Genomic DNA, 14,078 nt, shown 5'->3' with positions numbered 1-14,078 from the left:
CGCCGCCGCCACCTCCGCCCACGCCGCCGCAAACACCGGGAACGCCGCCGCCAACTCACGACCCATCCCCACCCGCTGCGACCCCTGCCCCGTGAACAGGAACGCCGTCAGCCCGTCCTTCGCCAGGGTTCCGGTGACGCGCCCCTCGGCCAGAGCGGCCAGCGCGCCCTCGCGGTCCCCCGCCAGCACCACCGCACGGTGCTCCAGCGCAGCCCGGCCCGTGGCCAGCGAGTACGCCACGTCCAGGGGCCGCAGCGCGGGCCGGTCCGCCAGGTGCGCCCGGAGGGCGGCGGCCTGCTCGGCCAGCGCCTCCGGGCTGCGCGCGGCCAGCAGCAGCGGCACCACCGGCAGCCCGGGGCCGTCCACCGCCGCCGGCTCGGCCTCGGCCGGCGCCTCCTCGATGATCACGTGCGCGTTGGTCCCGCTCAGCCCGAAGGACGAGACGCCCGCGCGGCGCGGCTCCGCACCGGCCGGCCAGGCGACCGCTTCGGTGAGCAGTTCGATGCTGCCCGCCGCCCAGTCCACCTTCGGCGTCGGCGCGTCCACGTGCAGGGTCTTCGGCAGCAGCTCGTGCCGCATCGCCTGGACCATCTTGATGATCCCGCCCACGCCGGCCGCCGCCTGCGAGTGGCCGATGTTGGACTTCAGCGAGCCCAGCAGCAGCGGCTCGGCCCGGTCCTGGCCGTAGGTGGCCAGCAGGGCCTGGGCCTCGATCGGGTCGCCCAGCACCGTCCCGGTGCCGTGCGCCTCGACCACGGCGACCTGGTCGGCCGTCAGCTGCGCGTCCGCCAGCGCGGCCCGGATCACCCGCTGCTGCGAGGGACCGTTGGGCGCGGTCAGGCCGTTGGACGCGCCGTCGGAGTTGACCGCACTGCCACGCACCACCGCGAGTACCGGGTGCCCGTTGCGCCGCGCGTCGGCCAGCCGCTCGACCAGGAGCATGCCGATGCCCTCGCCCCAGCCGGTGCCGTCGGCCGCCGCCGCGAAGGACTTGCACCGCCCGTCCGGGGAGAGCCCGCGGTCCTGGCTGAAGCCGACGAAGGAGTCCGGGGTGGCCATCACGGTGACGCCACCGGCCAGCGCCAGCGAGCACTCGCCGCTGCGCAGCGCCTGGATCGCCCAGTGCAGCGCGACCAAGGAGGAGGAGCAGGCGGTGTCCACGGTGACCGCCGGGCCCTCCAGGCCGAGCACGTACGCCACTCGGCCACTGGCCACGCTGGCCAGCCCGCCGGGGCCGCCGCCGAGCGCGTAGTCGTGGTAGACCACGCCGGCGAAGACCCCGGTGTCGCTGCCCTTGAGCGAGAGCGGGTCGATCCCGGCCCGCTCGATCACCTCCCAGGCGGTCTCCAGCATCAGGCGCTGCTGGGCGTCGGTCTCCCGGGCCTCGCGCGGGCTGATCTTGAAGAAGTCGGCGTCGAACTCCCCGGCGCCGTGCAGGAACCCGCCCTCCCGGGCGTAGCTCTTGCCCGGCGTGGCCGGCTCCGGGTCGTAGAGGTTGGCGGTGTCCCAACCCCGGTTCTCCGGGAAGAGGGTGATCCCGTCCCGGCCCTCGGCGACCAGCTCCCAGAGTTGCTCCGGCGTGCTCACCCCGCCCGGGTACCGGCAGCTCATCGCGACGATGGCGATCGGCTCGTGCCGGGCGGCCTCCACCTCGCGCAGCCGGCGCTTGGTCTGCTGCAGGTCGGCGGTGGCCCGCTTGAGGTAGTCCCGGAGCTTGTCGTCGTTGCTCATCTGTCCCTCAACCAATCTCGTCAGATGCCCAGTTCGCCGTCGAGCAGGGAGAACAGCTCGTCGTCGGTGGCCGCGTCGAGGTCGGCCTCGGTGTCGGTAGCAGGGTCCGCCCCGTGCAGGTCCTGCCACCTGCGCAGCAGCGCCTCCAGCCGGGCGGTGATCTTGGCGACCTCGCCGCCGGCCGGCGTGAAGGCCGCCAAGGCGGCGTCCAGCCGGTCGACTTCGCCCAGCACCGGAGCGGTGGTGTCCGCCCCGGCCGGGTCGATCGCCGCGGTCAGGTAGTCGCTGACCGCACGCGAGGTCGGGTAGTCGAAGACCAGGGTGGCGGGCAGGGCCAACCCGGTCGCCGAGCCGAGCCGCTTCCGCAGCTCGATCGCAGCGTAGGAATCGAATCCCAGCTCCTGGAAGGCCCTTCCGGGTTCCACCGCCTCAAGAGAGGGGTGCCCCAGGACCGCGGCCACCTGGGTGCGGACGAGTTCGAGCAGCACCCGGCCGCGCTCGGCCTCGGTGGCCTGACCGGCGAGCCGGCGGCGCAACTCGGCGGCGCCGTCCTGCTCCGCCCGGGCGGCCGGACGTCCTCCCGGCACCCGGACCACCGCGCGCAGCAGCGCGGGCAGTTCGGGGCCGAAGGAGCGCAGCGTGGCCTGGTCCAGCCCGAGCGCCACCACCGGCCCGGCGGGCACGGCGTCGAAGGCGGCCAGGCCCTCCTCGCCGGTCAGCGCCGGCAGACCGAGGCGGGCGGTGCGGGTCAGCAGCACCTGGTCCGGCTCGGCGGCCTCCCAGGTGCCGAGCGCCAGCGAGCTGCCCGGCAGGCCCAGCGCGCTGCGCTGGGCGGCCAGCGCGTCCAGGAACGTGCTGGCGGCAGCGTAGTTGGCCGCGCCGGCCCCGTGCAGCAGCCCGGCGGCGGAGGAGATCAGCACGAAGGCGGTCAGCGGCAGGTCCTTGGTCGCCTCGTGCAACTGCCAAGCGGCGTCGGCCTTCGGGTGCAGCACGGCGTCGAACTGCTTGGGTGTCAGGGCGGTGAGCAGGCCGTGGTCGGTGGTGCTCGCCGCATGCACCACGGCGCCCAGCGGGTGCCCTGCGGGGATCGCGGCCAGCAGCGCGGCCAGCGCCTGCGGGTCGGCCGGATCGGTCTCGGTGCGGGTCACCTCGGCGCCCAGTCCGGCGAGTTCGGCGGCCAACTCGGCGGTGCCGTCGGTGAGCAGCAGGTGGCGCACGCCCTGCCGGTCCACCAGGTGGCGGGCCAGTGCCGCACCGGCGGGGGTGCCGGCGCCGGTGAGCAGCACCGTGGCCTCGGCGTCCCAGACGGTGGCGACCGGCTCGGCCGGGACCAGCCGGGGCACCAAAAGCTGGTTCTGACGGACCATCAGTTCAGTCTCGCCGGCGGGCAGGGCCGTCTTCAGAGTGGCGAGCGCCTGCTCGGTGCCGTCCAGGTCGGCCAACACGAACCGGTCGGGGTGCTCGGCCTGGGCGGACCTGACCAGGCCCCAGACCGGCGCCTGGGTGAGCGCGACCGGCTCGCCGGACCGGCCGACGGCCTGCTGGGTGGCCAGCACCAGGGTGGTGCCGGCCAGCCGCTCCTCGGCCAGCCAGGCCTGGAGCAGGGCCAGCACTGCGCCGGTGGTGGCCCACACAGCGGCGGGCAGGTCCGGGTCGGCGCTGGTCGGGACCCGGTGGAGGACCCGGGCCGGCAGCTCCTCGGCGGCGAGCAGAGCGTCCAGGCTGTCCAGCTCGGCCCAGCTCTCCTCGCTCCGCGCCGCGGCCGGGCTGACGGACCGCCAGTCGACGGTGAACAGGTGCCGGTCGTCCGGGGTGGCCAGTTCGGTCGCGGTCACCCGGCGGGTGGTCAGCCGGCCGACCGTGGCGACGGGGTGACCGGTGCTGTCGGCCAGGTCGAGCCGGTGGCCCTCCTCGCCCTCGGCCGGGGTCAGCCGCAGCCGCAGTGCGCCGACGCCCGCGGTGTGCAGACGGACGCCGTACCAGGCGGCGGCCAGGCGCGGCCCGGCGGTGCCGTCCGGACCGGCCGGCAGCGCGGGCTGCACGGCGGCCTCCAGCAGCGCGGGGTGCAGCCCGTAGGCGGTGCCGTCCAGGTTCTCGGGCAGGTCGAGCTCCGCGTAGAACTCCGCTCCTCGCTGCCAGGCGGCAGTCAGGCCCTGGAAGGCGGGACCGTAGCCGTGGCCCAGGGTGCGCAGGCGCTCGGCCAGCTCGGCGGGGTCGACGGCGACGGCGCCCGCGGGCGGCCAGACGGTCAGCTCGACCGGGGCCTGCGGCTCCGCGTCGGTGAGCCGGCCGTGCGCGTACCGGGTCCACGGACCCTCGTCGGCCCGGGCGTGCACGCTCACCGGGCGCGCGCCGTCCTGGTCCGCGGCGCCCACCGCGACCTGCACCGCCAGCGCGCCCTGATCGGGCAGCGGCAGCGGCGCGGTCACGGTGAACTCGGCCAGGGTGCCGAGGTCGACCCGGGCGCCGGCGTGCAGGGCCAGCTCGACCAGGGCGGCCGGCGGCAGCGTGGCGGTGCCGAGCAGGTCGTGCTCGGCCAGCCAGGGCTGCGCCGCCGGGGTGAGACGACCGGTGAGCACCAGGCCGTCGCTCTCCGGCAGCTCCAGGGCCGCGCCGAGCAACGGGTGCCCGGCACCGGCCTGGCCGAGCCCGGCCGCTTCGCCGGTGGCACTCGGCAGGGTCAGCCAGTACTCCTGGTGCTGGAAGGCGTAGGTCGGCAGGTCCACCCGCCGGGCGCCGGTGCCGGCGAAGAACGCCGTCCAGTCGACGCTGCCGCCCCGCCCGTGCAACTCGCCGAGAGCGGTGAGCAGGGTGGCGGGCTCGTGACGGTCCCGGCGGGTGGTGGCGACGAAGAGCAGGGCTGGGTCGTCCAGGCCCATCGGGGTCAGCGCGGCGTCCGGGCCGACCTCCAGGAAACGGGTCACTCCATGGTTGGCCAGTGTGGTCAACGCGTCGGCGAACCGGACCGTGCCGCGTACATGGTTGACCCAGTACTCCACCGACGCCACATCATTGACCAGAGGGATCAAGGGTTGATTGATCGTCAACCCATTGACCACCGCACGGAACTCGTCAAGCATCGGATCCATCAATGACGAGTGGAACGCGTGCGACACCGTCAGACGCTTGGTCCGACGGTCGGCAAAGTGCTCCGCCACCCGGTCAATCTCCGCCTCCGGGCCGGACAGCACCACCGCACGCGCACCGTTCACCGCCGCAATGTCCACCCCCAGCCCGGTGACCTCCTCCTCCGTGGCCTCCACGGCGAGCATCGCGCCACCCGCCGGCAACGCCTGCATCAACCGACCGCGCTCGGTGACCAACTTCGCCGCATCCGCCAGCGAGAACACCCCCGCCACGTGCGCCGCAGCGATCTCACCGATCGAGTGCCCGGCCAGATAGTCCGGCCTCACACCCCACGACTCCAGCAACCGGAACAGCGCCACCTCGAACGCGAAGATCGCCGGCTGAGCGAACTGCGTCTGATGCAGCTGGTCCTCACCACCGAGGTCCAGGTGCTCCGTCACCTCCGCCCAAGCCGCCGCGAACACCGGGAACGCCGCCGCCAACTCACGACCCATCCCCACCCGCTGCGACCCCTGACCCGTGAACAGGAACGCCGTGCGCCCGGTCCCCCGGACCGCACCGCTCCGTGCTCCGCCCGCCAGCTCCGCCAGCTCGCGCAGCGCCTGATCGGGCTCGCCCGCCACCACGACGGCCGCGCGGTGCTCGAAGGACGCGCGCGAGGCGGCCAGCGTGTACGCCACGTCCAGCGGACGCAGCTCGGGTCGGTCGGCCACCCACGTCCGCAGCCGTGCCGCCTGCTCGCGCAGCGCCTCGGGCGTACGGGCGGACAGCAGCCACGGCACCACCAGCGGCTGCGCGGCGCCATCGGCCGGCACCTCGGCCGTGACCGGCTCCGTGACCGGCTCCGTCGCCTGCTCGATGATCACGTGCGCGTTGGTACCGCTCAGCCCGAACGAGGAGATGCCCGCCCGGCGCGGCCGGTCCACGGTCGGCCATGCCCGGGCCTCGGTGAGCAGCTCCACCGCCCCCGCCGACCAGTCGACCTTCGACGACGGCGCATCCACGTGCAGCGTCATCGGCAGCACGCCGTGCTCCATCGCCTGGACCATCTTGATGATCCCGGCCACGCCCGCCGCCGCCTGGGTGTGCCCCATGTTCGACTTGATCGAACCGAGCAGCAGCGGCCCGGCCGCACCGCGTTCCTGGCCGTACGTGGCGAGCAGCGCCTGCGCCTCGATCGGGTCGCCCAGCACCGTCCCGGTGCCGTGCGCCTCCACCGCGTCGATCTGGTCCACCGTCAGGCCGGCGTTGGCCAGCGCCTGCCGGATCACCCGCTGCTGCGCCGGACCGTTCGGCGCGGTCAGGCCGTTGGACGCGCCGTCCTGGTTGATCGCGGAGCCCCGCACCACGGCCAGCACCGGGTGACCGTTGCGCCGCGCGTCCGACAGCCGCTCGACCAGCAGCATGCCCGCGCCTTCGGAGAACCCGGTGCCGTCGGCGGAGGTGGCGAAGGAGCGGCACCGGCCGTCGGGCGACAGGCCGCGCTGCTGGCTGAAGTCGACCAGCGTCTCGGCCGTGGCCATCACGGTCACGCCGCCGGCCAGCGCCAGCGAGCACTCGCCGCTGCGCAGCGCCTGCACCGCCAGGTGCAGCGCGACCAGCGACGAGGAGCACGCGGTGTCCACCGTGACGGCCGGGCCCTCCAGGCCGAAGACGTACGACAGGCGCCCGGAGGCGATCGAGCCGGTCGCGTTGTTCAGCGCGTAGTCGTGGTACATCACCCCGGCGAAGACGCCGGTGGCCGAGCCCTTCAGGCTGCCCGGGTCGATGCCCGCCCGCTCGAAGGCCTCCCAGGTGGTCTCCAGCAGCAGCCGCTGCTGCGGGTCCATCGAGCGTGCCTCGTTGGGGCTGATCCCGAAGAAGCCGGCGTCGAACCGGCCGGCGTCCATCAGGTAGCCGCCGCCGCGGGTGTAGTACTTGCCGGGAGTACCGGGCTCGGGGTCGTAGCCGCCGTCCAGGTCCCACCCGCGGTTGGCGGGCAGGCCGGTGATCGCCTCCCGGCCGTCCGCGACCAGCTGCCAGAGCTGCTCGGGGGTGCTCACCTCGCCGGGGTAGCGGCAGGCCATGCCGATGATGGCGATCGGCTCGTCGTCGGTCGGCGTGACGGCCGGCCGGGTGGCCGCGACGGCGGCGACCGCACCCGCCAGGTTCTCCCTGAGGTGTCCGGCCACCGCCAGCGAGGTCGGGTAGTCGAAGGTCAGGGTGGCGGAAAGCTTCAGGCCGGTGGCCGAGTTGAGCGCGTTGCGCAGCTCCAGCGCGGCCAGCGAGTCGAAGCCCAGCTCCTGGAAGGCCCGGTCCGGCTCGACCTCGGCGCCGGAGGCGTGGCCGAGCACGTTGGCCACCTGGTCCAGCACCAGGCTCAGCAGCTCGCGCTCCGCCTCGGCCTCGCCGAGGCCCGCCAGCCGGGTCCGCAGCGCGCCCGCGCCGCCACCGGAGGTCGCCGAACCGCTCTGCCGGGCCGGGACCTTGACCAGCTCGCGCAGCACCGGCTGCACCGTGCCGGCCACCGCCAGCGCGCGCAGTGCGGCCAGGTCGAGCCGGAGCAGCACGGTGGCAGCCACCGGCACGGTCAGCGCGGCATCGAAGAGCGCGAGGCCCTCGGACGCGGCCAGCGGCGGGAAGCCCTGCCGGGTGAGCCGGCGCACGTCCGCGTCGTCCAGCTGCTCGCCCATGCCACCCTCGGCCCACAGGCCCCAGGCCTGCGCCTGGCCGACCAGGCCGACGGCCCGGCGGTGCGCGGCCAGCGCGTCCAGGAACACGTTGGCGGCCGCGTAGTTGGCCTGGCCGGCGGCCCCCAGGCTGCCGGCGGCGGAGGAGAAGAGCACGAACAGGCCGAGCTGCTGATCCTTCGTCAGCTCGTGCAGGTGCCAGGCGGCGTCGGCCTTCGGCCGGAGCACGGCGTCCAGCCGTGCCGGGGTCATGGCGTCCAACAGGCCGTCGTCCAGCACCCCTGCGGAGTGCACCACGCCGGTCAGCGGGTGCTCGGCGGGCACGGCGGCGAGCAGCTCGGCCACCGCCGCGCGGTCGGCCACGTCGCAAGCGGCGACCGTCGCCACCGCGCCGAGCTCGGCGAGTTCGGCCACCAGCTCGGCCGCGCCGGGGGTGGCGGCACCGCGCCGACTGGTCAGCAGCAGGTGCCGCACACCGTGGCGCTCGGCCAACTGCCGGGCGACCCGGGCGCCGAGGCCGCCGGTGCCGCCGGTGATCAGCACGGTGCCGACCGGGTCCAGCGCCGGGGCCTGCGGCTCGTCGGTCGTGCGGACCAGTCGGGAGCAGTGCAGCACACCCGTGCGCAGGACCAGTTCAGTCTCTCCGGTGGCGGCCGCCACGTCCAGCAGGGCGGTGGAGTCGGGGTGCCCGTCGGTGTCCACCAGCACGAACCGGTCGGGGTGCTCGGCCTGGGCGGCGCGCACCAGGCCCCAGACCGGGGCGACCGCGAGGTCCGGCGACTCCCCGCCGCTGCCGACGGCGACCGCGCCGCTGGTCACCACGACGAGCCGGGAGGCGGCGAACTCCGGTGCGGTGGACCACTCCTGGGCGAGCACCAGCACCTCGGCCAGCCGGGTCCGGACAGCGGCCGGCAGGTCGTCGCCCGCACCCGCGGGACTGGTCCAGCGGACCACCTCGGGTGCGGGGGCGCCGTCCGCGACGGCGGCGCGCAGCGCGGCCAGGTCCGGGTACGCGTCCGTGCCGAGCACGGCGACCGTGGCCGGCGCCGCCGGACGGTCGGCCAACGGCTGCCAGCCGAGCTGGTGGACCGGCTCGGCCTGCGGGGCGCTCAGCTGGTCCAGCGAGACCGGACGGCTGATCATCGAGGCGGCGGAGAGGACCGGGTGACCGCTCTGGTCGGCGACCGCGAGCGCGACGCTGTCACCGGTGCCCGGGGTGATCCGGACCCGCAGCGCAGCGGCGCCGGCCGCGTGCAGCGAGACCCCGGCCCAGGCGAACGGGAGCACGATCTCGCCGGCCCCGGGCGCCTGCTCGTCCACCAGGGCGACGTGCAGGCAGGCGTCCAGCGCGGCCGGGTGCAGGCCGTACTTGCCCGCGTCGGCCTCGGCCGCGTTCGGCAGCACCACCTCCGCGAAGACCTCGCTGCCGCGCCGCCACGCGGCCTGCAGGCCCTGGAAGGTGGGGCCGTAGGCGTAGCAACCGCCACCGGCCAGCTTCTCGTAGGCGCCCGCCACCTCGATCGGCTCGGCACCGGCCGGCGGCCACTCGGCCAGCTCGAAGTCCGGGGTGGGCGCGCCGGCGGCCAGGCTGCCGGCGGCGTTCAGGGTCCACGGCAGGTCCAGGCCCTCGCGGCGCGACAGGATGCTGACCGGGTGGCTGCCGGACTCGTCGGCCGCCCCGACCAGCACCTGCACCTGCACGCCGCCCTGCGCGGGCAGCAGCAGGGGTGCCTGCAGGGTGAGCTCCTCCAGCAGGTCGCAGCCCGCCTGCTGGCCCGCGCGCAGCGCGAGCTCGACGAAGGCGGTGCCCGGCAGCAGCACCGAGCCCAGCGTGTCGTGGTCGGCCAGCCAGGGGTGGGACTGCACCGAGAGGCGGCTGGTGAACAGGTGGCCGCCGCTGTCGGCGAGCGCGATCGCCGCGCCGAGCAGCGGATGGTCGGCGGGGTCCAGGCCGACCGAGGTGACGTCGCCGGTGGCGGGCTGCTGCTCCAGCCAGAAGCGGCGGCGCTGGAAGGCGTAGGTCGGCAGGTCGACCCGCCGGGCGCCGCGGCCGGCGAGGACCGCGGACCAGTTGAACTTGACTCCGTGCGCGTGCAACTGGCCGAGTGCGGTGAGGACGGCGGTCGGCTCGGGGCGGTCGCGGCGGGTCGTGGGCAGGAAGAGCAGGTCGGGGTCGTCCAGGCGCATGGGGGTCAGTGCGGCGTCCGGGCCGACCTCCAGGAACCGGGTCACTCCATGGTTGGCCAGTGTGGTCAACGCGTCAGCGAACCGGACCGTGCCGCGTACATGGTTGACCCAGTAGTCCACCGACGCCACATCATTGACCAGAGGGATCAAGGGTTGATTGATCGTCAACCCATTGACCACCGAACGGAACTCGTCAAGCATCGGATCCATCAGCGAGGAGTGGAAGGCGTGGGAGACCGTCAGGCGCTTGGTCCGACGGTCGGCAAAGTGCTCCGCGACCCGGTCGATCTCCGCCTCCGGGCCGGACAGCACCACCGCACGCGCACCGTTCACCGCGGCGATGTCCACCCCGAGCCCGGTGACCTCCTCCTCCGTGGCCTCCACAGCGAGCATCGCGCCACCCGCCGGCAGCGCCTGCATCAGCCGACCGCGCTCGGTGACCAGCTTCGCCGCATCCGCCAGCGAGAAGACACCGGCCACGTGCGCCGCGGCGATCTCACCGATGGAGTGCCCGGCCAGATAGTCCGGCCTCACACCCCAGCTCTCCAGCAACCGGAACAGCGCCACCTCAAACGCGAAGATCGCCGGCTGCGCGAACTCCGTCCGATTCAGCAACTCCCCATCGTCCAACGGCAGCTCCATCCCGATCGCCGCCGCCACCTCCGCCCACGCCGCCGCAAACACCGGGAACGCCGCCGCCAACTCACGACCCATCCCCACACGCTGCGACCCCTGCCCCGTGAACAGGAACGCCGTCAGCCCGTCCGCCTTGGCCACGGTCCCGGCGGTGCGCCCCTCGGCCACCGCCGTGAGCCCGGCCAGCGCGGCCTCGCGGTCCCCCGCCACCACCACCGCGCGCTGCTCCAGCGCAGCCCGGCCCGTGGCCAGCGAGTACGCCACGTCCAGCAGCCCCGGCTCCGGCTGCTGCGCCAGCCACGCGACCAGCCGGGCCGCCTGTGCCCGCAGCGCGTCCGCGCTCTGCGCGGTCACCACCAGCGGCACAACCGGCAACCCGGGGCCCTCCAGCGCCGCCGGCTCGCCCTCGCCCCCAGCCCCAGCCCCGACCCCGTCCCCAGCCCCGACCTCGGCCGGCGCCTCCTCGATGATCACGTGCGCATTGGTCCCGCTGAACCCGAAGGACGAGACGCCGGCCCGGCGCGGCCGGTCCACCGCCGGCCAGTCCCGACCCTCCGTCAGCAGCTCGACCGCGCCGGCCGACCAGTCCACGTGCGGGGTGGGCCGGTCCACGTTCAGGGTGCGGGCCAGCCGCCCGTCCCGGATCGACATCACCATCTTGATCACGCCACCGACGCCGGCCGCCGCCTGCGAGTGGCCGAAGTTGGACTTCAGCGAGCCCAGCCAGAGCGGCCGGTCCGCCGGGCGGCCCTGCCCATAGGTGGCGATCACGGCCTGCGCCTCGATCGGGTCGCCCAGCTTGGTGCCGGTCCCGTGCGCCTCGACCACGTCGACGTCCGCCGAGGTCAGCCCGGCCGACTCCAGCGCCTGCTTGATCACCCGCTGCTGCGAGGGGCCGTTCGGTGCCATCAGCGCGCTGCTCGCACCGTCCGAGTTGACCGCGCTGCCGCGCACCACGGCCAGCACCGGGTGGCCGTTCTTCCGCGCGTCGGAGAGCCGCTCCAGCGCCAGCATGCCGACGCCCTCGGCCCAGCCGGTCCCGTCGGCGGCCGCGGCGAAGGACTTGCACCGCCCGTCCGGGGAGAGGCCGCGCTGGCGGCTGAACTCGATGAAGGTGTCCGGGGTGGACATCACCGCGACGCCGCCCGCCAGGGCCAGCCCGCACTCGCGGGCCTGCAGCGCCCGCACCGCCAGGTGCAGGCCGACCAGCGAGGCCGAGCAGGCGGTGTCCACGGTCAGCGCCGGGCCCTCCAGGCCCAGGGTGTAGGAGACCCGGCCGGAGACCAGGCTGCCGCCCATCGACCCTGCCACCACGGTGCCCTGGCCGTAGTCGTGGTACATCACGCCCGCGTAGACGCCGGTCCGGCTGCCCTTGAGCGCGGTGGGGTCGATACCGGCCCGCTCCAGCGCCTCCCAGGCGACCTCCAGCAGCAGCCGCTGCTGCACGTCCATGTGCAGCGCGTCGTTCGGGCTGATGCCGAAGAAGGCGGGGTCGAAGTCCCCCGCGTCGTAGAGGAACCCGCCCTGCCGCGAGTAGGTCTTGCCGGTCCGGCCGGGCTCGGGGTCGTAGACCCCCTCGATGTCCCAACCGCGGTCGGTGGGGAAGGCGGAGACCGCGTCGGTGCCGGCCAGTGCCAGCTCCCAGAGCTCCTCGGGGCTGGTCACCCCGCCCGGGTAGCGGCAGGCCATGCCCACGATGGCGATCGGTTCGGCGTCCGCGACAGCCGGTCGGGCCTCGGCCTCGGCCAGCTTCTTCCGGGCCTCGCGCAGGTCCGCGGTCGCTCGCCGGAGGTATCCGAGAAGCTTTTCCTCGTTACCTTCTGCACCCACTGCGGGTCACCCCTTGTCCATCGTCCGGAAGCTCGGTCGTCAGCAGTCTCGAGTCGGCAGCGTCGGGGCCCTGGATAAACCCGCTTCCGGACCCCGGAAAGGCGAGATCCGGAAAAGGCGCGAAGTTCTGTCCGCCGGCCGCACTGAAGCCGGGTCATATATGTGCTCGAATTCCAGCACCTTGACGCTAGGAGCCGGAGGGCGCAGGGTCGACCCCAGAGCCAACTCCCGTCACCCCTGGGCTTGGCCACCCCGGGGGCGGACCCCTATAGGGGGGTTTCCCGACCCCTGTTCCACCGTCCGGACCAGTCCGACGAGTACGCGACATCTGTAGGGTTTTGAGACATGACTGATGTCAAGACCAAAGCCGGCACGAGAGAGTGGATCGGCCTCTCCGTACTCGTCCTGGGCAGCCTGCTTATCACGATTGATATCGGCGTCCTGTACTTTGCGCTGCCGCCTATCAGCGAGGCTCTGAAGCCGAGCGGCACGCAGCAGTTGTGGATCATGGACATCTACGCCTTCGGGCTGGCGGGTCTCATGATCACCATGGGTTGGCTGGGCGACAAGTTCGGCCGGCGGCGGATGCTGATGATCGGGGCCACGGTCTTCGGCATCGCCTCGGTCTGCTCGGCGTACTCCTCCAGCCCCGGGATGCTGATCGGTTCGCGTGCCCTGCTGGGTGTCGGTGGTGCGATCCTGACGCCCACCGCGCTCGCCCTCATCAGCAACATGTTCCACAACCCCAAGGAGCGCAAGACCGCGATCGCCGCCTTCAGCGGCACCATCAGCGGTGGCGCGGCGATCGGCCCGATCCTGGGCGGTCTGCTGCTGGGTCACTTCTGGTGGGGCTCGGTGTTCCTGATCAACGTCCCCGTCATGCTGCTGCTGCTGATCCTGGCGCCCCTCGTGCTGCCGGAGTTCAGCAACCCCTCGCACGGCCGCCTGGACGTGCTGGGCGTGCTGCTCTCGCTGGCCGCCATCCTGCCCCTCATCTGGGGCATCAAGGAGCTGGCGGTCAACGGCTACAGCGTGACTCCGCTCGTCGCGCTGATCGCCGGCGCGATCTTCTTCATCGCCTTCCTGCTCCGCCAGCGCTCCACCGACAGCCCGCTGATCGACCTCTCGCTCTTCAAGGCGCGCGGTTTCAGCGGCGGTGTCGTCATCAACCTGCTGGTGATGCTCGCCTTCGCCGGTGCCAGCCTGCTCACCAACCAGTTCCTGCAGCTGGTGCTGGGCTACTCGGCACTGAAGGCGGCGCTCTGGTCGCTGGCCGTCAGTCCGGTGGTCGGCGGTGCCACCGGTGTGATCGCACCGCTGGCGCACAAGGTCAAGCCGGGCAACCTGCTGGCGGGTGCCATGGCCGTGGTCGCCGTCGGCTTCGGCTTCCTGACCCAGGTGCACACCAGCTCCGGCGTCTGGCTGGTGCTGGCCGGCTCCGCCGGTGTCGGCGCGGGCCTGGTCGCCTCCAAGCAGATCATCAACGAGATCGTGGTCACCTCGGCCCCGCCGGAGCGGGCGGGTTCGGCGGTCGCGGTCTCCGAGACGTTCAGCGAGTTCGGTGCCGCGCTCGGTGTCGCCACCCTGGGTTCGATCGCCGCCGCCGTCTTCCACAAGCAGATGGCGAACGTGACCGCCCCGGGCCTGGACACCACGGCGCTGCACGCCGCGCACGACACCCTCGGCGGCACCACGGCGGTCGCGGCCCAGCTGCCGCCGAGCGCCGGCCAGACCCTGATCAGCGCGGGCAGGACCGCCTTCGTGAACGGCCTCAACCTCACCGCGATCGTCGGTGTGGTCGGGGTGGCGGCCCTCGCCCTGTTCTTCGGCTTCTACCTGCGCCGCACCCCCGTGCTGGCCGGCTTCCCGGAGCCGCCCGCCGCGCCGCCGATGGAGACCAGCCTGGCCGCCGAGCCGGCGGTCTGACCCTCCGTCGAG

3 protein-coding genes are annotated in these 14,078 nt (G+C 73.8%); 1 reads left to right on the top strand and 2 read right to left on the bottom strand.

Going from position 1 to position 14,078, the window contains the following annotated elements; all coding sequences use genetic code 11:
- Together ACFW1A_RS10170 and ACFW1A_RS10165 are read right to left on the bottom strand one after the other, a co-directional pair.
- Positions 1–1,731: type I polyketide synthase (locus ACFW1A_RS10170; protein ID WP_380407074.1), on the bottom strand; the 1,731-nt coding region annotated here is incomplete at its 3' end.
- A 20-nt stretch (positions 1,732–1,751) separates the two neighbouring features.
- The gene (locus ACFW1A_RS10165; protein ID WP_380407072.1) at positions 1,752–12,140 is read right to left on the bottom strand and encodes an SDR family NAD(P)-dependent oxidoreductase; all 10,389 of its coding nucleotides are present in this window, start codon (positions 12,138–12,140) and stop codon (positions 1,752–1,754) included.
- A gap of 345 nt (positions 12,141–12,485) precedes the next feature.
- On the opposite strand from ACFW1A_RS10165, the gene ACFW1A_RS10160 reads away from it, so the two are divergent.
- Positions 12,486–14,066: an MFS transporter gene (locus ACFW1A_RS10160; RefSeq protein WP_380407070.1), complete on the top strand. Its 1,581-nt coding sequence runs from the start codon at positions 12,486–12,488 to the stop codon at positions 14,064–14,066.
- The last annotated feature ends 12 nt before the right edge of the window (positions 14,067–14,078 follow it).

It is taken from the genome of Kitasatospora sp. NPDC058965, from assembly GCF_042741245.1.
GTDB lineage: Bacteria > Actinomycetota > Actinomycetes > Streptomycetales > Streptomycetaceae > Kitasatospora.
Note: the sequence above shows the minus strand (reverse complement) of the source record. Positions and strands in the feature narration are given on the sequence as shown.